Here is an 18,013-nt window from a genome sequence, read left to right as displayed (position 1 = left end):
GTTTTTGTAACCGATCATTCACCAACTAATACATACGTAATGCAAAAGCCTTCTATACCCAAAGGGATGCGCGATTTCAGTCCGGTCGAAATGAGCCGGCGCAACTACATATTCGACACCATACGCGAAGTGTATGAACTCTTCGGATTCAGCCAAATAGAAACCCCAACGATGGAGATGCTCTCCACGCTGATGGGCAAGTACGGAGAGGAGGGAGACCGCCTGCTCTTCAAGGTACTCAACTCCGGCGATGTCTTGGCAGACTTCTGTGCGGAGGAACTGGCGGAGAAAAATTCTCTCCGATTTGCAGCCAAAGCCTGCGAGAAAGGGCTTCGCTACGACCTGACCGTCCCCTTTGCTCGCTACGTGGTGATGCACCGCAATGAGATCAATTTCCCCTTCAAACGGTATCAGATCCAACCCGTATGGCGTGCCGACAGGCCGCAGAAGGGTCGTTATCGTGAGTTTTACCAGTGCGATGGAGACGTCATCGGCTCGGATTCGCTCATGAATGAGGTAGAACTGATCCAGATCATCAGCGAAGTCTTCCGCAGATTGGGCATCAGGACTCGTATCCTGCTGAACAACCGCAAGATCCTCTCCGGCATCGCCGAAGTGGTAGGCGAAGCCGACAGACTGACGGACATCACCGTGGCGATAGACAAACTCGACAAGATCGGCCTCGACAAGGTGAACGACGAGCTGCGCTCCAAAGGCTTCGGCGAAGAGGCTATCGAACGCCTGCGCCCTTTTATCGAGATGAAAGGGGACAATCGGGAGAAGCTCGACCGGCTCAAATCGGCTCTTGCCTCCTCCGAAACGGGGCTGAAGGGAATAGAAGAGCTGACCTATATCTTGGACAAAGTGGAGCGCGTGCAGCTCCATTCCGAGCTGATGGTGGATATTTCTCTGGCTCGTGGTCTTTCCTACTATACCGGAGCCATTCTCGAAGTGAAAGCACTCGACGCCGAGATGGGCAGCATTACCGGCGGTGGTCGCTACGACAACCTCACCGGCATATTCGGTCTGGAAGGCATGTCCGGTGTGGGCATTTCTTTCGGTGCAGACCGTATCTATGATGTGATGATGCAGCTGGATCTCTTCCCTGCCGAGAAGCTGACCGGTACACAGCTGCTCTTTGTCAATTTCAGCGAAGAGGATGCCGACAGCCTGCTCCCACTGATCCAAAAGCTCAGGGAGCAAGGTCTCCGCACAGAGCTGTATCCCGAGCCTGCCAAGATCAAGAAACAGATGAGCTATGCCAATGCAGCCAACATTCCATACGTGGCACTCGTCGGGGAAAACGAACGCGCGACCGGCCAAGTGAATCTGAAAAACATGCTGACGGGAGAGCAGCAAATGCTATCGGCCGATGCAGCAGCCATTGTAGCGGCTATCGTCTGATACTTCACCGGCGCGCACAGATCCGGAGAGCAAGACTACTATCGAATACTATCATAAGGGTGAGAGGGGCTGAGATCCGCAGAGAATTTCAGCCCCTCTCTTATCGGCTCTGTGCAGAGTGTCCGATCTTTCGCCCCCTGCTCACAGGAGTTTTTTCGGCGCACTGCACCTTTCTCGTCATTCGGGAGTTTACAGCCCAAAATTTTCTTATTCCACACTCGTAAAAACGTGGCGCGAAAATTTTTTCGTTTGGGTTCGGGAAGTAAAAAATTGACGCGCCACAGCGAAAAAAATCTCGCGCCACTTTTTCAGAAAAAACGCGCCACAATCCGCCGACTTTTGGTTCGTGTTTCTGTTTTTACGCTCTCTCTCGTTTCCTTTTCTTACGTCCCTGCTATCCGGAGATCAAGCTCGGGAAGCACCGATACCCACTCCTTGCATGTACACGTATCCTCTTCATCGCACCAATCCCATCGAGAGAGAGAAATGGGAGGGTTTAGCATGGGATGTATTACCTTTGTATAGAGAGGAGTACATCCGAGGATCGGTCTGATCGTCGCCGAATCCCCGACGGATGAGAAAGAAGAAGATGAAGCTCCTTCTTGTGGTTACATTATAATATAGAGTGGTGAAGTGAAGCAACAGACAGAGACCGGAAAGAGAGCTGTGCTTTTGGGCATGACGCTCGAAGAGCTGACCGCAGTGGCTCTCCGGATGGGTATGCCGCGGTTTGCAGGCAAGCAGTTGGCCGAATGGATCTATGTGCGGCGTGCTACCGATTTTGCCGAGATGACGAATATATCGCAGGCCAATCGGCAGAAGTTGGCAGAGGCCTACGACCTCGGACGCTACCCGTGGTCGGATGTCCAATGTTCGGTGGACGGGACCAAGAAGTATCTCTTCCCCGTAGGAGAAGGGCGTTTCGTGGAATCTGTGTTTATCCCCGATGGCGACAGATCCACGCTTTGTATCTCCTCGCAGGTCGGCTGTAAGATGGACTGCCTCTTCTGTATGACCGGCAAACAGGGATGGAACGGTAATCTCTCCGCAGCCGAGATCCTGAACCAAATCTTCTCCGTGGAAGAGGCGGCCGAGCTGACCAATCTCGTCTATATGGGCATGGGCGAACCCCTCGATAATACGGACGAAGTGCTTCGCAGTCTCAATGCCCTGACCGAGCCGTGGGGTATGGGCTGGAGTCCGAAGCGCATCACAGTGTCTACGATCGGAGCCAAAGGTTTGGAGCGCTTCCTCGCAGAGAGCCGGTGCCATCTGGCAGTCAGCCTGCACAGCCCTTTCCCCGAAGAGAGGAGGACGCTGATGCCCGGAGAAAAGGCTTTCCCCATTTTGCAGACGCTCGACCGGATCAAGGCTTACGACTTCAGCGGACAAAGACGAGTGTCGTTCGAATACATCGTCTTCGATGGTCTGAACGACGATATGCGCCATGCCGACGAACTGGCCGCCATCCTCCGCGGCATCCCCTGCAGGATCAATCTGATCCGCTTCCACAAAATCCCTGCCGTATCGCTCCGCTCTTCGGATACCGCTCGCATGGAGGCTTTCCGCAAACGTATGGAATCGCATGGCTATACCTGTACCACCCGTGCATCGCGAGGGGAAGATATATTCGCGGCCTGCGGTATGCTATCCACGAGCAAAGCGGAGTCCTCCCGGCCCAAAAGCCCATAAAGGCGAAGTGCAAGCTCCATAGCGACAACTATTATTACTACCTTTGGACTTGTATTCAGGATGAAAAACTCAAAAAAGCGAATAGGCTCAATGAAACCCAATATCCGTTTATTGTTCGGTCTGCCGACTTTCTTCGCCGCTTTTGCTATGTTCTTTGCCTGCAATGGAGGCGGAACGGCCGGCAAGTCGTTCACCAATTCCACGGGCTCTCCGGGAGAAATGATGCTGGTGATGGACGACCAACATCTGAGTTCGCCCGTCGGCGAAGCCATCTACGAGGTCATGACCGAGGTAGCTCCGGCACTCAACCAGAACGAGCCGATCATGGCCGTTTCCCGTGTGTCGGAAAAGGATTTTACGGGATTCCTTCGCTACATCCGCAATGTACTGCAGATCGACATCAACCCTGATATATTCACCAAGACTTCGCTCAAATACGGCTATGACCAGTGGGCTAACGGGCAGTTGGTCGTACTGATCAACAGTCCTGCGGCAGACTCTCTGGCAGCCTACATCGAATCCAACAAATCGGCCATACAGAATCTCTTTATCCGTCACGAACTATTCCTCTTCGGTCAGCTATGGCAGAAGGACTGCAGTGCGGATGCCGACCAACGCGTGCAGCGTATGTTCGGACACCATATCAATGTGCCCGCCGACATCCTCAGTCACAAGGAGGGCAAGGACTTCCTGTGGATGTCCAACAATCAGATGCGCCGCCGGAAAGACCTCTTGGTCTACACCTATCCCTATCGCGGAGCATCGGATCTGGGGCTGGACCGTATGGTAGAGGTGCGCGACTCCGTGCTCAAAGCCAATATAGAAGGTTCGGATGCAGGGTCTTATCCCGTCACGGAGCGGATGCTGCTGAAGCATCGCTACGTCTACCCGGGCGATCAAAAGCGAGGCGAAGTGCACGGCATCTGGCGTATGGAGGGAGGGCAGATGATGTCCGGTCCTTTCGTGGCACAAGCCTTTGTGGATGGAGACAGGGTAGTAGTGGTAGAGGGTTTCGTATATCACCCCAACGAGAAAAAACGCGATCTGATGCGGCAGATGGAGGCAGCTCTGTATAGTATGCGCCCCAAAGCCCAGAAAGAGTTCGATCCGGCTATCATCAGAAAGGCACGCTGGACTGCACTCAAATAAATATCCGAAACGACTGCCGAACTTACACGAAGACTCAACGTAATGGAGAATAAGAAGCTGAAAGTGGCCATTTCTCATGGCGACATCAATGGCATTGGATATGAAATCCTACTAAAGACCTTTACCGAAGCCTCGATACTGGACCTCTTCACACCTGTCATATACGGATCAGCTAAGGTCGCAGCCTATTACAGGAAGACCTTGGAACTCGAACTGGAGAGCTGGCACCAGGTATCCTCTGCTGCCGAAGCCGTAGAGGGACGGGTGAATCTGGTGAACTGCTTGCCGGAAGATGCCAAAGTGGAAATGGGCGTCTGCTCGCCACAGGCCGGAGCCTATGCGGCAATGGCACTCAGCATGGCAGTCCAAGCCGTGAAGCAGGGCGATGCGGACGTGCTCGTGACTATGCCGATCAACAAAGCTGCCATGCCACAGGACATCTTCCCCTACAAAGGCCATACGGAATATCTGCAAGCCGAAGCCGGCATAGAGGGCGAAGATGCGCTGATGATCCTGGCACAGGACAAGCTCCGCACGGCTTTGGTGACGATGCACGAGCCGATAGCACGCGTGCCATCGCTTATCACTCGGGAGCAAATACTGGACAAGCTGAAGGCTTTCGATCGCAGTCTGCGCATGGATTTCGGTATAGTACGTCCGCGGATAGCCGTCATGGCTCTGAATCCGCATGCCGGCGACAGCGGACTGATCGGCACCGAGGAAAGCGATACGATCCGGCCGGCAGTACAGGAGGCCGAAGAGCAGGGATTGTTAGTGTTCGGCCCTTATGCCGCGGACGGCTTTTGGGGATCGGATATGGCTATGCATTTCGATGGCATTCTGTCCATGTATCATGATCAGGGGCTGATCCCATTCAAGACTCTCTGCATGGATAGAGGGGTCAATGTGACGGCAGGGCTTTCCATCGTACGCACTTCGCCGGATCATGGTACAGGCTTCGACATCGTGGGCAAAGGCGAGGCTTCGCCCGATTCTTTCCGCGCAGCCGTCTATCAGGCTATCGACATCTATCGCGCCCGTGCATCGTGGCGTTTGGCTACGCGCAATCCGCTCCGAAAGAGCTATTTCGAGCGAGGCAATGACAATGAAAAGTTGCCGCAAACAGATGATGAGCATTAATTTTAATACCCTATAGACTCTATGTTTAAGGATAAGACTATTGTTTACACTTCCGGGACATTCGACATGTTCCACTACAATCACTTGCGCATGATCAACTATGCGCGTAGTTTGGCAGACATCCTTATCGTTGGCGTCAGCACGGACGAACTGGTCGCTTCATACAAGGCACCGCCCATTATTCCTTTCATCGAGCGTTTGCAAATCCTGGAAGCCCTGAAGACACCGGACATCGTGATTCCGCAGCATACGTTGGATCACACGGAGATCGTCAAAAAGCTGAATATAGACGCTTTCGTAGTGGGGGATGACTGGAATGGCAAATACGACTATCTGAAAGATCTCGGCGTTCAGGTCTTTTATTTCCCCTACGGGACGGGCGTTTCCTCTACCAAAATCAAGGAGACCATACACGATAGCTATGCCAAGACGCTGAACGAAGAGCGTCAGCATAAGCCCAAGTCTGTCCAAAACATGTAGGAACTATGGCGGTCGGATACGCATTGATTACGGGAGGAACCAAGGGGATCGGTCTGGCAGTAGCCCGCCTCTTGGCAAGCAAAGGGTACTCCCTCATCCTCACATACGGACACGATCAGGACAGGGCGCGCACAGTGGTAGCCGAATTGGCAGAGACAGCTCCCTCGGTTGAGCTGCTGCAAGCCGATGCTACCGATGCGAAAGGTATCGACCTGATAGCGGAAGCCCTTGAGCAGAGCGATATTACCCTGCAAGCTCTTATCATGAATGCCGGTATCACATGCCGTACGCCTTTCGAGGAGATGACCATCGACGAATGGCAGGGCGTATTCTTCGCCAATGTCCATTTCCCCACATTCCTGATCCAACGCCTCCTGCCGCGTATCGAGCGCAACAAGGGATGTATCATCTTTACCGGATCGCTTATGGGAATCCAGCCACATGGCATGGCTCTGCCGTATGGGGTGAGCAAGTCTGCTGTACACGCCCTGACTCGCAATCTGGTGAAGCACTTAGAACCCTATGGCATCCGTGTGAATGCCGTGGCACCGGGATTCGTCGATACGGAGTGGCAGAAGAACAAACCGGCCGAAATACGCCGAAATATCGAGAATAAGGTTGCTTTGCATCGCTTTGCGACACCGGACGAAGTAGCCGAAGCTTTTTTATTTTTGCTTGCCAACGCTTATTGCAATGGTGAGGTCTTGACTCTTGATGGAGGCTACAGCTTCCGCTGAACAGCTCAGACATGAACGAAAACGATAAGGAGTACCAAGCCTCTCTCAAATCACTGGAGACGGAAAATATAATTGACCGGAAATTCTACCGTCCGATAGGTTTTTACTTTGCCAAGCTTCTCAGTCGTACAAGGGTAACGCCCAATATGGTTACGATCCTGTCCATCTTTGTCGGATTGGGCGGTGGGCTGTGCTTCGTACATACTCCTTACGATCTCCGTTGGACTGTCGCCGGTATTCTATGTATGATAGTGGCCAATATCATGGACTGCATCGACGGACAGCTGGCTCGTCTGACCGGAATCAAGAGTGAGATCGGGCGCATTCTCGATGGCATTGCCGGAGACATTTGGTTCGCGTGCATCTATATCTGCTTCATCATTCGCTTGACGGCAGAGTATCCCGATGCCTTAGGTCCGATGACCACCGGTATCCTGATTGCCGTGGGTCTACTCTCGGGAATCAGCCATTTGGTTCAAGCAGCCGTTACGGACTACTACAAAACGCTCCATCTCTTTTTCATCAGTCCTGAGAAGGGAAAAGAGTTCGAACGATCCTCATCCATACGCCGCCGTGTAAAGGTGATGCCACGAGGAGCGAATCGTTTTTTCAGCTCACTGTACTATTATTATACATTGATACAGGAGCGTGCGACACCCCGACTGCAAAGACTTCTCGACCAATTGGAAGCGGATTATCCGCAGAATACCATCCCCGAAACGCTCCGTCAGGACTTGCGCAGGGATAGTCGCCGAATCATGAATATCGTGGACTTCCTTACGTTCAACGGGCGCACCATTCCTCTTTTTCTTATCGTCTTGAGCGGTCACGTTTGGCTCTATTTCGTATTCGAGATACTGATCCTGAATATTGTGCTCATCCTCGGTATCAGACGCCACGAAGCCATGTGCAGACAGCATCTGAAGGAGAGGCGGTAATCATATGTTCAGGCAACTCGAATATCCTTAATTCCCGATCGCTCATGTCAGACTCACGTCCGGAAGTCCTTACCGAAGAAGATGTACTTCGTCTTTTTCCCGTACTGGGAGGGGAGCGACGACTTACACGCAGGTTGCTGAAAGCCCTCAAGATAACGGACATCAATGCCGTTCATGCCCGTCATATCAATCTGCGTGGAGCAGAGTTTGCCCATGCTGCACTGACTGACCCTGCCATCAATGTCAGCTACAGGCTGCACGGGGCGGAGCATTTGGAAGAGATGCGCAAGGGCGGTGCTTTCACAACGGTATCCAATCACCCGTTCGGCTCTCTGGATGGCATTATGTTGATCGATATTATCGGATCGGTGCGTCCCGATTATAGCGTATTGGTCAATGGTTTTCTGTCCATGATCAGCTGCCTGCGCGACAGCTTCATACCGGTGGCTCCACTCAAAGGAATGGCCGGAGGACTTGACAGCAAGCACAATGTATCCGGAGTGAAGGAGGTACTGAACCGTCTTCAAAAAGGTCAGCCCGTCGGCTTCTTCCCGGCCGGAGGAATATCCGTCTATAAAGGCAATCGCAATCGAGTGATGGACAGCGAATGGCAAGCCAGTTGTGCCAAGATGATCCTCGTCAGTCAGGTGCCCGTTTATCCGATTTTCTTCAGCGGCCGCAATTCCTGGTACTTCCACTTCCTCGGATGGCTGAGCTGGGCTATTCGGACTCCACGCATCCCGGCTGAACTGTTCAACAAGCGAGGGCATATTTTCGATGTCTATATCGGCGATCCGATCCCACTGGAGACCATTGCTCGCTTCGAGAAGAATCCGCGCGAGCTGGCTCTCTTCCTCTACGACCGGACTTATCGCCTTGCCCCCGGACACAAGAAAAACAAATGAAACGCTCCAAGCAACTTCGCATTTACACAGCTTCGGCAGGTTCCGGCAAGACTCATACACTTACCGGCGAATACCTTCGTTTAGCCCTGCGTACGCGCGGGGCTTTCCGTTATATACAGGCTGTCACGTTCACGAACAAAGCCACCGCCGAAATGAAGGAGCGTATTCTCGAGGAGCTATACGGTCTGGCAGTGGATGGATCATCCCCTTTCGCCGAGGAGCTGATGCAGGAGTTGGCTCTGACTACCGAGCAGCTACAAGTCAGAGCACAGGAAGTCCTGACCGAAATACTAAACGACTACTCTTCTTTGCGAGTCAAGACCATCGACTCCTTCTTTCAGGAAGTGATGCGTGCTTTCTCGCATGAATTGGGACTGCCGGGAGGTTTCCGCATCGAGATGGAGCAGAAGGCCGTACTCGAACAGGCTGTCGTCCGCCTGCTGCACAGCTTGGGAGAAAAAGATACTTCCGACGTCGAGAATTGGATCAGGCGTCTGGCTGAAGACCTGATCGAAGAGGGGCGTGGACATAACATCCGCAGGGAGATCGTCAGCTTGGGCGACGAGCTTTTCAAAGAGCAGCTACTCCTGCTATCCGAGGAGGGCAAACTACCGACTAAAGCTGCCATTCATCGCTACCAAACCGAGATGAACAAGCTGATGGAAGGCTTCGAACAGCGACGTCTGTCTATTGCACGCCGAGCGGAAGAGATCGTCACCGCAGCCGGAATCAGCTTCTACGATTTCAAAGGAGGTACCAAAGGTGGTATCTTGGAGTTTGCCAAAGTGCTCAAAGGCGGAGAAGTCAAGCCTCCCACAAAGACCTTTATGGCGATGGCCAAAGGTGATCCGGAAACTACCCTCTACGCCAAATCCACTCCTGCCACTACCCAAGCAGCCATTCTCTCGACCTACCAATCCGGCCTCAAAGAGTCTCTGAACGAAATGGCAGGACTCTATCTCGGCAGGGAATGGCAAGAGTATTCCACGGCCAAGCAGTCACTTCCCTTTCTCAACCGGCTTGGTATCATCTCCGATCTCTGGCGACAAATCGAAGGGATCAGACAAGAAGAGAACAAAATGCTGATTTCCGATGCTCCGTCTCTATTGCACAGGATCATCGACGGGAGCGAGACCCCCTTTGTCTATGACAAGATCGGGGTACGAATCGAGCACGAAATGATCGATGAATTTCAAGATACCAGCCGCTTACAGTACGAAAACTTCAAGCCTCTGCTGGCTGAGAGTCTGGCTCACGGCAAGTACAACCTCCTCGTCGGCGATGCCAAACAGAGCATATACCGCTTCCGCAATGCCGATCGGCGACTGCTCACAGAGGTCGTCAGTCGGGATTTTGCCGAAACATCGGAGAGGGTCAATCTACCATATAATTGGCGAAGCACTCCCGAAATAATCGAGTTCAACAACTCCCTCTACAAGCACCTGCCACAAATCCTCTGTGAGGCTATGACTCGCGAAACCGAGGCGATGGCAATGCCCGATCCGAAGTTGCCGGAGGAGATCAACCGCACATTCATGCAGACCTACGCCGATGTGGAGCAGCTTGTACCACCGGCCAAAGCTGACCGGCATGGAAACGTCTGCATTTATCTTCCACCGCCGGCATCATCAGATGAAGCGGAAGCCGAGCTTTCGTGGGAGGAGCGCATCTTGCAGGATCTTCCCCGTTTTATCATCGGTCTGCAAAAAAGAGGATATGCTCCCTCAGACATTGCGATTCTGGCACGCAAAACCTATCAGGCACGAGAGATAGCTCGTACCATGCTCTCTTATCAGCCCGAACAGGATGAAGTGGACTATCCCCTTATCCCGATGTCGGACGAATCTTTGTCGCTGAGTGGAGCAGCATCAATTCGTTTTCTATCGAACCTACTCAAGTTTATATCCCGCCCCCAATCCGATGCTTTACGACAGATCGCCTACCTGTCGTACGAAGAACTCCGCAAGGAGAAAGGCTTAGCTCCTACAGAGGAGGGCAACTTCAGTGCCGCAGAGCTTGCAGAATTTGCCAACCTTCGTCGTCGCTCCTTATACGAATTGGCAGAAGGATTGGTCTCTCTTTTCCATTCATACCTGCCCGAAAGTGAGATGCCCTATCTAATTGCTTGGCTGGATTTGATCAACGATTTCGGTCATGAACGATCTGCCGATCTGCACTCTTTCCTGCAATGGTGGGACGAAACGGGCTATGCCAAAAGCCGTATTTCCTCTGCTCCCAACAGTCAGGCCGTCACACTAATGACCATTCACAAGGCCAAAGGCCTGGGCTTCCGCGTTGTTCTTATTCCTTTCTTGGACTGGAATCTGGACGACCAAGCTGCACATCGGCACATCCTCTGGTGCAAGATCGATCCAGCCCGCAGTCCTTTCAATATCCTGCCCGTAGTGCCGATCAGATATAAGAAGGAGATGGCACAAACAATATTTGCCACAGATTACTTCCGCGAAAGGGCTGATATTCTACTCGACAACCTCAATCTTCTTTATGTGGCTACGACACGAGCCAAGGACGAGATGCATCTGTGGTTACCTCCTTCCCCAAAGCCCGAATCGCTCTCTACCGTGGGAGATCTTATGCATTTGGCTCTCGCCTCCTTGGACGAGAATAAGACGGAGTCCGGTATGTACTGCTGGGGAAGTCCGGGCATATCCACGAGACAAAAAACGACAGATCACCCCTCTTCGGGCTTACCTTTTACCCTGCCCAAAGGAAGCTTCTCGGCTGTAGCCGACCGGTTGGCTATCCGGCCTGAAGGCAGTGAATTTTATCACAGGCACAAACCGCTTTACCACGGCCATGTGATGCACAGAATCCTTGCCGACATCGTTCTCGCCAAGGACATCGAGCCTGCTCTTGAGCGTTATGTGTCGGAAGGAATCGTCACGAGAGATGAGGCGATCGAATTGGCCGATCGTCTATCTGTTATCTCTTCGGACAGTCGGTTGTCTCGTTGGTTCGATGGGAGCGGACGAGTTCTCAATGAACAGGATATTCTCCTTCCACAAGGGGGGCAGCGTCGTCCCGATCGGATCATTCTCTACGACGATCACACAGACATCGTAGACTATAAGTTCGGAGCAGTGCGCAAAATTCATCATGCACAGATGGAGAATTATATCCGGCTGCTCGTCTCGATGGGCTATCCATCCGTCCGCGGCTACCTGTGGTACCTGCCGAACAACGAGGTGCTTTCGGTGGATGGAGCATAGCGGACCGGAACCTCATAGCTCCATATTCCTCCGTCTCTTCCTTCTTACTCATTATTCCTTCCGGTATCGCCGCATTGCACTTTTGAAAAATAAGCCTAAAAGATCGGCGAAACGATGTCAGCTAAGAAAAAACACCCCTCTGGACTGTGAATCAATTTAGGAGCCACAAGTACGATTTTCTTGGGACATGGCGTTATTATTTTGAGTAGCTTTGTGTAAGAACTTAAAAAAAGAATAATGACTATGGCTGTGAAAGACAATTATTGCGTCATTATGGGAGGGGGAATAGGAAGTCGGTTTTGGCCCTTTAGCCGCGAATCCCATCCCAAACAGTTCCTCGATTTCTTCGGTACAGGACGTTCGCTCCTGCAGATGACATACGATCGTTTCACACGATTCATCCCCCGGGAAAATATTCTGGTCGTCACCAATGAACTTTATGCCGGCAAGGTACGCGAACAGCTCCCCGAGATCGGAGCAGATCAGATCCTATGCGAGCCTACCCGCCGCAATACAGCTCCCTGCATCGCATACGCCAGCTATCATATCTATGCGCGCAATCCCAAAGCCAATATAATCGTAGCACCCTCCGACCACCTGATCCTGCGCGAGGACGAATTCGTGCGCGCAGCATCGGAAGCATTGGAGTTCGTAGCCGATCATGCCAATCTCATCACACTCGGCATCCGCCCTTCCCGTCCGGAGACAGGCTATGGATATATCCAAATGGCAGAGGAAAAGAAAGGAAACTTCATCCGGGTAAAAACCTTTACGGAGAAGCCTAATGCCGAGATGGCAAGCATCTTCCTCGCCAGCGGTGAGTTCCTCTGGAACAGCGGAATGTTCGTCTGGAATGTGGAGAGCATCCTCGCCGCTTTCCGCAAGCATCTGCCGGAAGTAACCTCTGCCCTCGAAAACGGATTGGCACACTTCAATACACCCGACGAACGGCGCTTCATCGATCAGGCTTTCCCCTATTGTCCCAGCATCTCTATCGACTTCGGCGTGATGGAGAAAGCGGATAATGTGCTGGTCATGCCCGTGGATTTCGGTTGGGCAGATCTCGGCACGTGGGGCTCTCTGTACGAGCTGGCAGAGAAAGACGATGCGGGAAACGCATCGCTCAAGACGCGGACCATTTTCTACGAAGCCGAACGCAACATTGTCACCACGGACAACCCGCAGAAGCTTGTCGTCGTACAGGGTATTAGCGACTGTATCGTGGCCGAAAGCGGGAATGTCTTGCTCATTTGTCGGGCCGAGGAGGAACAGCGCATCAAGCACTTCGTGGCCGATGCCGCTCTGAAATACGACAAAGAGTACAACTGATATAACTGTATAGAGGGGCTTCGACAAGGTTGTGGAGCATTTCTTACAATACGTATGGCTGCACCGCCTCTATAGCTCGTTGAGCTATGGGGCGGACGCTTTCTTTTTGGAGCCTGAGGTCATCGATCCGGGGATGCTCAATCGGGATAGCGGCCCCGATTTCTTCAATGCCAAAGTGAAAGTGGGCGATCTCCTCTGGGCCGGCAATGTAGAGATTCATCGCAAGGCCTCGGACTGGATTCGCCACGGGCATCATCTCGATCCCGCTTATGACAATGTAGTACTCCATGTGGTGGAGACGGATGACCTCCCGATACGGCACCGAATCAGTGGTGAACCTGTCCCCGTCTGCGTTATGTATGTAGACGAAGGGCTTAGGGCAAACGCCGACTTTATGCTCCGAACATCCCTTTTGCCGGGCTGTAAGGACAGACTCCATGAACTCGATAGCCTCGAAGTCCACGACTGGCTGGATACGCTCGTCGTAGAACGATTGGAGCGCAAGGCTGCCGAGGTGGATCGGCTCTACCTGTCCACCTCCATGGATTGGAATGCAACGGCCTACATACTGCTGTCCCGTCACTTCGGATTCGGGCTGAACAACGATGCCCTCGAACGGCTTGCTCGCAGCCTGCCCTTTGCCGCCATTGCCAAGCACCGCAGCAGTCTCTTGCAAGTGGACGCTCTCCTGCTGGGACAAGCCGGCCTTCTGGCCGATCCTACGGACGAGTACGCAGAGAAGCTGGCTGCTGAATACGCATTTTTGCAACATAAATTCGCTTTGCAGCCTCTCGACTCCTCGGTCTTTCGTCTGCTTCGCACCCGTCCGTCCTCTTTTGTCCATCGCCGACTGGGACAGTTGGCCGCCATCCTGCACCGTTGCGAGTTTCTGTTTTCTTCATTTGTGGAGACTGCGTCGGCCAAGGAACTGGTGCACAAACTTAGTGTGGAGGTATCGCCTTATTGGGCTTCGCACTATCGCTTCGGCAAGCCTGCCTCTACTGCCTCCGCCAATTCACTCGCTGCAATGTCTGCGGACTCGCTGCTCATCAATGTAGCAGCTCCACTCCGTTACGCTTGGTTGAGACGGCAGAACGTAGCGGACTACCGCGAGCTGACAATAGACTTCTTGCGAGGCATCAAACCCGAAAACAACAGGTTGGTTCGCGCTTTCTCTCAAGCCTGCCGACCCACCGATGCTGCCGAAAGTCAAGGCCTCATCCAGCTCTATCGCGAATACTGTGAGCGACGCAAATGCTTCTTTTGCCGCTGGGGCTATCGTTTCCTGAGCCACTGCAAAGGCTAAAAGGAAGTTGGTACCGCGAAGCAGGCCAAGACGCAGCTGTTCATCATTCACAGGCGATCCGGGAAGCGAGATTCGCTCACGGGAAAATGCGAATCATCTTACTTTTTCATGAGAGGTCTCTTGTGAGTTTTATCGCTTTGCCATAGCGCGTTACATCCTGCTGCATATACGTTTTCATAGACACTGTCTATCGGTGCATAGATGAAAAAGTGGATTGTTTTTGTAATTTTGAAACGTTTTCAAAGCATAGTAACAAACGACGATTTATTACAACAGAAGAATTATGTCACAGCAAGATGAAATTATCTGCCACTGCAACGAAATTACACGTGGGGAGATTGAAAATGCAATTAGAGAAAAAGGATTGAAGACCGTGGACGAAGTAGGCGAAGCTACAGAAGCAGGAACTGTATGTGGCTCATGCCAGGACGATATCCAAGCTATCTTGGACGAGATCAACGGTTAATGCAGGGGCGGCGAAGCCCTGTCCTTTCTGATCCGATCTACGCCCGTCAGCTATAGGCTTTTCAGCCTAAGCCGACGGGCGTTCCGTATTCATAGAAAAGTCGTGTACAGATTGCCGGCACATATATTTTCGGCAAGGGAACGATGATTAGCGTTCTCGCCCATCTCCCCTCTACCTGCTTCTTTTTACACTTCTCGGAACATGATCTTTTTTTTCGTGCGTGTTTCGATAGATCTATGGTTCGTGTTTCTGTGAGAAATGGAGCGAGATTTTTTTCGTTTTGGCGCGTAAAAATTTTAATTCCCGCGCCAAAAGAAAAACTTTCCCGCACCACGTTTTCGAGACGTGAAACAAAGAAAAAAACGAGCATAAACCGGCTACGAAAGAAAGACCCGTCTATGCTCGTTTTTTCTATGACTATGGTATATGCTTCTTCTCGGGGAAAAGCGTCAGTGTGCCTCCAGCCAGTTGGTACCTTCGCCGATCTCGGCTATCAGAGGAACGCGCAAAGAGGGCATCACGCCCTCCATACACGAGCGAACCAGCTCGCGGACTTCTGCAGCTTCGGGACGGAGCACGTTGAAGTTCAGTTCGTCATGCACTTGCAGGATCATCCGGCTCTGTAGCTTGCGTGCAATGATTTCTTCGTGTATTCTGATCATCGCCAGCTTGATCAGGTCGGCAGCAGAGCCTTGTATGGGAGCATTGATCGCATTTCGCTCTGCATAACCGCGGACTACGGCATTGGCACTGTTTATGTCCCGAAGGAATCGCTTGCGACCGAACAGTGTGGTGACGTAGCCCTGTCGCTTGGCTTCGGCAATACTCCGATCCATATACGCTTTAACCCCCGGGTAAGAGGCAAAGTAACCTTCGATCAAAGCCTTGGCTTCGGTTCGGGAGATATTGAGCCGCTCGCTAAGCCCGAAAGCAGAGATACCGTAGATGATCCCGAAGTTGGCCGTCTTGGCATGGCGACGCATGTCGTCCGTAACTTCTGCAAGTGGCAGGCCGTATATTTTGGCTGCCGAGGCTCGGTGGATGTCTTCCCCATGGAGGAAAGCCTGTATCAAGCTCTCATCTTCACTCAGATGCGCCATCAGTCGCAGCTCGATCTGAGAGTAGTCCGCACTCATGAAAATACATTCGTCATTGTCCGGCACGAAAGCAGCCCTCAGCCCCCTCCCGACTTCGGTACGGATCGGAATGTTTTGCAGATTGGGATTGCTGCTGGAGAGACGTCCCGTGGTGGCGACGGTCTGATTGAACGAGGTATGCAGCTTGCCATCGGGGTAGCGCATCTCCGGCAGGGCTTCCACATAGGTACTGAGCAATTTCTTGATTCCTCTATAGTCGAGGATAAGTCGCACGATGGGATGCTTTTCCTGTAGCTTGACCAGAATTTCTTCGTTGGTAGAGTAGCTGCCGGACTTCGTTTTCTTAGGTTTTTCTGTGATTTGCAGTTCCTCGAAGAGCACGGTTCCGACTTGTGAAGGGCTGTTGATGTTGAATGAGTGTCCGGCCAAACGGTAGATTTCGTCTTCTATCCGCTGCATCTCCTCGCCAAGACCCGATGCCGTGCGCCGGAGGACTTCCGTGTCCAGCTTTACTCCGGAGCATTCCATATCGGCAAGTACCGGTACGAGCGGCATCTCTATGCTTTCAAACAAGGAGGTCATCCCTTCCTCGGAGAGCATCGTATTGAGGCGTTCGTATAGCTGCCATGTGACGTCGGCATCCTCCATGGCATAGTCCGCCAGATTCTGCAATGGCACCTGACGGATGTGCATCTCTTGCTTGTCGCTGCCGACCAGATCCGAATAGCGAATGGTGCGATAGCCCAAAAGCGTCTCTGCCATCTCGTCCATATTGTGCCGGAGATCGGGCAAGAGGAGATAGTGGGCTATCATCGTATCGAACAGCTGTCCGCGCACTTCGACACCGTAGCGGGAGAGCACTTGGATGTCGTACTTCATATTCTGGCCGACTTTGCCGATAGCAGCATCGGCAAAAAGCGGACGCAAGAGGTCTAACCTGCGCCTTCCGGCTTCTTCGCCTTCCGGTAGGGGTATGAAGAAAGCCCGTCCCGATTCGGCACATAGCGTGACGGCAACGATATTGGCCCGAAGTGCATCTTTCGAGTCGGTCTCTGTGTCGAATGAGAAACGAGGCGTGGCAGAGAATATTCGGATGCAATCCGCTATCTCTTCCTCGGTTTCGAGAATCGTATATTCGTGTGGTACATCAAGCAACGTTTTCAGTGGATGCCCGGTATCGTCAGTACCATCTCCGAACAAATCCGTGGGCGGCTCTTGATCCTGTACTACGCCGGCAAACAGATCTGTAGCAGGAGCATCGGCTCGTGCTCCTTCCAACCGTTTTAGCAAGGTGCGAAATTCCAGTGCGGCGAAGCACTCGCGAACGGCTGCCATATCCGGCGAAGTACGTCGATAGGCTTCGGCATCGAAGGCGATGGGAGCATCCGTGCGGATGGTGGCCAAGTATCGCGAGAAGCGCGTTTGCTCTTCTCCCTCCTGAATTTTCTTGGCCACAGCTCCTTTCAATTCATCTTGGTGGGCGTATATGCCGTCTATGCTTCCATACTCGGCCAGTAGCTTCTCGGCCGTTTTCGCTCCGATGCCTTTACATCCGGGTATATTGTCCGAGCTGTCCCCTACGAGGCCGAGGTAATCTATCATTTGCTCGGGGGCGGAGAGTCCGAACTTTTCGCAGACTTCTGCCGGCCCCCACGTTTCATAGCCTCCTCCCGTCTTAGGCCGATAGATCTTGATGCGCTCGGACACCAGCTGGCCGAAGTCTTTATCGGGTGTTACCATCCTGACGGCAAGCCCTTGCTCTTCGGCTTGTTTGGCCAAAGTACCTATCGTATCGTCCGCTTCGAAGTCCGGCACTTCAACAACAGGAATACGGAAAGCTGCCAACATCTCTTTAATTAAAGGGATGGCGATACGAATACCTTCCGGCGTTTCCTCTCGTTGAGCCTTGTACTCTGCATACTCGCGATGACGGAAACTGCCTCCCGGAGGATCGAATACCACGGCGATATGCTCCGGCGACTCCTTCTCCAGTATATCCAATAAGGTCAGGGCAAAGCCGAACACGGCTCCGGTGTCACGACCTGTAGAATCGATCCGCGGGCTACGGATGAAAGCATAATAGGCACGAAAGATGAGGGCATAAGCATCAAGAAGAAAAAGTCGCTCGGTCATATCGAAT

The 18,013-nt window shown here is 52.5% G+C and carries 17 protein-coding genes; 14 read left to right on the top strand and 3 right to left on the bottom strand.

Going from position 1 to position 18,013, the window contains the following annotated elements; translation table 11 throughout:
* Window positions 1-39 precede the first annotated feature (39 nt).
* A complete protein-coding gene (hisS, locus tag F452_RS0102935; RefSeq protein WP_018964755.1) occupies window positions 40-1,404 on the top strand; it encodes a histidine--tRNA ligase in 1,365 nt (454 codons plus the stop codon).
* Between the two features lie 207 nt (window positions 1,405-1,611).
* Here hisS and F452_RS12630 read toward each other — a convergent pair whose 3' ends face one another.
* Window positions 1,612-1,686 (bottom strand): DUF1661 domain-containing protein, encoded by a 75-nt coding sequence (locus F452_RS12630; RefSeq protein ID WP_235317550.1) that lies wholly within the window; start codon window positions 1,684-1,686, stop codon window positions 1,612-1,614.
* Between the two features lie 10 nt (window positions 1,687-1,696).
* On the opposite strand from F452_RS12630, the gene F452_RS12625 reads away from it, so the two are divergent.
* From F452_RS12625 to F452_RS0102880, 12 genes are all read left to right on the top strand, one after another.
* Window positions 1,697-1,957, top strand: coding sequence for a hypothetical protein (locus F452_RS12625; RefSeq protein WP_235317549.1), 261 nt, complete (start codon window positions 1,697-1,699; stop codon window positions 1,955-1,957).
* Window positions 1,958-2,037: 80 nt separating this feature from the next.
* Window positions 2,038-3,096, top strand: coding sequence for a 23S rRNA (adenine(2503)-C(2))-methyltransferase RlmN (rlmN, locus tag F452_RS0102930; RefSeq protein ID WP_080637677.1), 1,059 nt, complete (start codon window positions 2,038-2,040; stop codon window positions 3,094-3,096).
* Between the two features lie 90 nt (window positions 3,097-3,186).
* A complete protein-coding gene (locus tag F452_RS0102925) occupies window positions 3,187-4,245 on the top strand; it encodes a DUF4837 family protein (protein WP_018964753.1) in 1,059 nt (352 codons plus the stop codon).
* 42 nt (window positions 4,246-4,287) lie between these two features.
* Window positions 4,288-5,385, top strand: a complete 1,098-nt coding sequence (gene pdxA / locus F452_RS0102920; RefSeq protein WP_018964752.1) for a 4-hydroxythreonine-4-phosphate dehydrogenase PdxA — start codon at window positions 4,288-4,290, stop codon at window positions 5,383-5,385.
* 21 nt (window positions 5,386-5,406) lie between these two features.
* The gene (locus F452_RS0102915; protein ID WP_004585592.1) at window positions 5,407-5,865 is read left to right on the top strand and encodes an adenylyltransferase/cytidyltransferase family protein; all 459 of its coding nucleotides are present in this window, start codon (window positions 5,407-5,409) and stop codon (window positions 5,863-5,865) included.
* 5 nt (window positions 5,866-5,870) lie between these two features.
* On the top strand, window positions 5,871-6,602 hold the full coding sequence (locus F452_RS0102910) for an SDR family NAD(P)-dependent oxidoreductase (protein ID WP_018964750.1): 732 nt from the start codon (window positions 5,871-5,873) through the stop codon (window positions 6,600-6,602).
* A gap of 11 nt (window positions 6,603-6,613) precedes the next feature.
* A complete protein-coding gene (locus tag F452_RS0102905; RefSeq protein WP_018964749.1) occupies window positions 6,614-7,540 on the top strand; it encodes a CDP-alcohol phosphatidyltransferase family protein in 927 nt (308 codons plus the stop codon).
* Between the two features lie 44 nt (window positions 7,541-7,584).
* On the top strand, window positions 7,585-8,445 hold the full coding sequence (locus F452_RS0102900) for a lysophospholipid acyltransferase family protein (protein ID WP_018964748.1): 861 nt from the start codon (window positions 7,585-7,587) through the stop codon (window positions 8,443-8,445).
* The gene (locus F452_RS0102895; RefSeq protein WP_018964747.1) at window positions 8,442-11,675 is read left to right on the top strand and encodes a UvrD-helicase domain-containing protein; all 3,234 of its coding nucleotides are present in this window, start codon (window positions 8,442-8,444) and stop codon (window positions 11,673-11,675) included. The genes F452_RS0102900 and F452_RS0102895 overlap by 4 nt, the downstream gene beginning before the upstream one ends.
* Before the next feature lie 243 nt (window positions 11,676-11,918).
* Entirely contained in the window at window positions 11,919-13,004 is a 1,086-nt protein-coding gene (locus F452_RS0102890) for a mannose-1-phosphate guanylyltransferase (protein ID WP_018964746.1), read from the top strand.
* Between the two features lie 31 nt (window positions 13,005-13,035).
* Window positions 13,036-14,310 (top strand): DUF2851 family protein, encoded by a 1,275-nt coding sequence (locus F452_RS0102885; RefSeq protein ID WP_026292136.1) that lies wholly within the window; start codon window positions 13,036-13,038, stop codon window positions 14,308-14,310.
* 283 nt (window positions 14,311-14,593) lie between these two features.
* Window positions 14,594-14,776 (top strand): (2Fe-2S)-binding protein, encoded by a 183-nt coding sequence (locus tag F452_RS0102880; protein ID WP_018964744.1) that lies wholly within the window; start codon window positions 14,594-14,596, stop codon window positions 14,774-14,776.
* Window positions 14,777-15,010: 234 nt separating this feature from the next.
* Here F452_RS0102880 and F452_RS12410 read toward each other — a convergent pair whose 3' ends face one another.
* On the bottom strand, window positions 15,011-15,088 hold the full coding sequence (locus tag F452_RS12410) for a DUF1661 domain-containing protein (protein ID WP_152566869.1): 78 nt from the start codon (window positions 15,086-15,088) through the stop codon (window positions 15,011-15,013).
* Between F452_RS12410 and F452_RS12620 the strand changes: the two genes are divergently transcribed.
* Complete coding sequence (locus F452_RS12620) at window positions 15,057-15,125, top strand: DUF1661 domain-containing protein (RefSeq protein WP_230587951.1); 69 nt, start codon at window positions 15,057-15,059, stop codon at window positions 15,123-15,125. The genes F452_RS12410 and F452_RS12620 overlap by 32 nt on opposite strands.
* Before the next feature lie 100 nt (window positions 15,126-15,225).
* Here F452_RS12620 and polA read toward each other — a convergent pair whose 3' ends face one another.
* Window positions 15,226-18,006, bottom strand: a complete 2,781-nt coding sequence (polA, locus tag F452_RS0102870) for a DNA polymerase I (protein ID WP_018964742.1) — start codon at window positions 18,004-18,006, stop codon at window positions 15,226-15,228.
* Window positions 18,007-18,013: the final 7 nt, after the last annotated feature.

Origin of the sequence: Porphyromonas gulae DSM 15663 (assembly GCF_000378065.1) — a bacterium.
In the GTDB taxonomy this organism is placed as follows: domain Bacteria; phylum Bacteroidota; class Bacteroidia; order Bacteroidales; family Porphyromonadaceae; genus Porphyromonas; species Porphyromonas gulae.
Note: the sequence above shows the minus strand (reverse complement) of the source record. Positions and strands in the feature narration are given on the sequence as shown.

Excerpts from the sequence above, each read along its gene's own strand:
- hisS (WP_018964755.1), top strand. The coding sequence starts at position 40 with ATGCAAAAGCCTTCTATACCCAAAGGGATGCGCGATTTCAGTCCGGTC.
- F452_RS0102925 (WP_018964753.1), top strand. The coding sequence starts at position 3,187 with ATGAAACCCAATATCCGTTTATTGTTCGGTCTGCCGACTTTCTTCGCC.
- pdxA (WP_018964752.1), top strand. The coding sequence starts at position 4,288 with ATGGAGAATAAGAAGCTGAAAGTGGCCATTTCTCATGGCGACATCAAT.
- F452_RS0102915 (WP_004585592.1), top strand. The coding sequence starts at position 5,407 with ATGTTTAAGGATAAGACTATTGTTTACACTTCCGGGACATTCGACATG.
- F452_RS0102910 (WP_018964750.1), top strand. The coding sequence starts at position 5,871 with ATGGCGGTCGGATACGCATTGATTACGGGAGGAACCAAGGGGATCGGT.
- F452_RS0102905 (WP_018964749.1), top strand. The coding sequence starts at position 6,614 with ATGAACGAAAACGATAAGGAGTACCAAGCCTCTCTCAAATCACTGGAG.
- F452_RS0102900 (WP_018964748.1), top strand. The coding sequence starts at position 7,585 with ATGTCAGACTCACGTCCGGAAGTCCTTACCGAAGAAGATGTACTTCGT.
- F452_RS0102895 (WP_018964747.1), top strand. The coding sequence starts at position 8,442 with ATGAAACGCTCCAAGCAACTTCGCATTTACACAGCTTCGGCAGGTTCC.
- F452_RS0102890 (WP_018964746.1), top strand. The coding sequence starts at position 11,919 with ATGGCTGTGAAAGACAATTATTGCGTCATTATGGGAGGGGGAATAGGA.
- F452_RS0102880 (WP_018964744.1), top strand. The coding sequence starts at position 14,594 with ATGTCACAGCAAGATGAAATTATCTGCCACTGCAACGAAATTACACGT.
- polA (WP_018964742.1), bottom strand. The coding sequence starts at position 18,006 with ATGACCGAGCGACTTTTTCTTCTTGATGCTTATGCCCTCATCTTTCGT.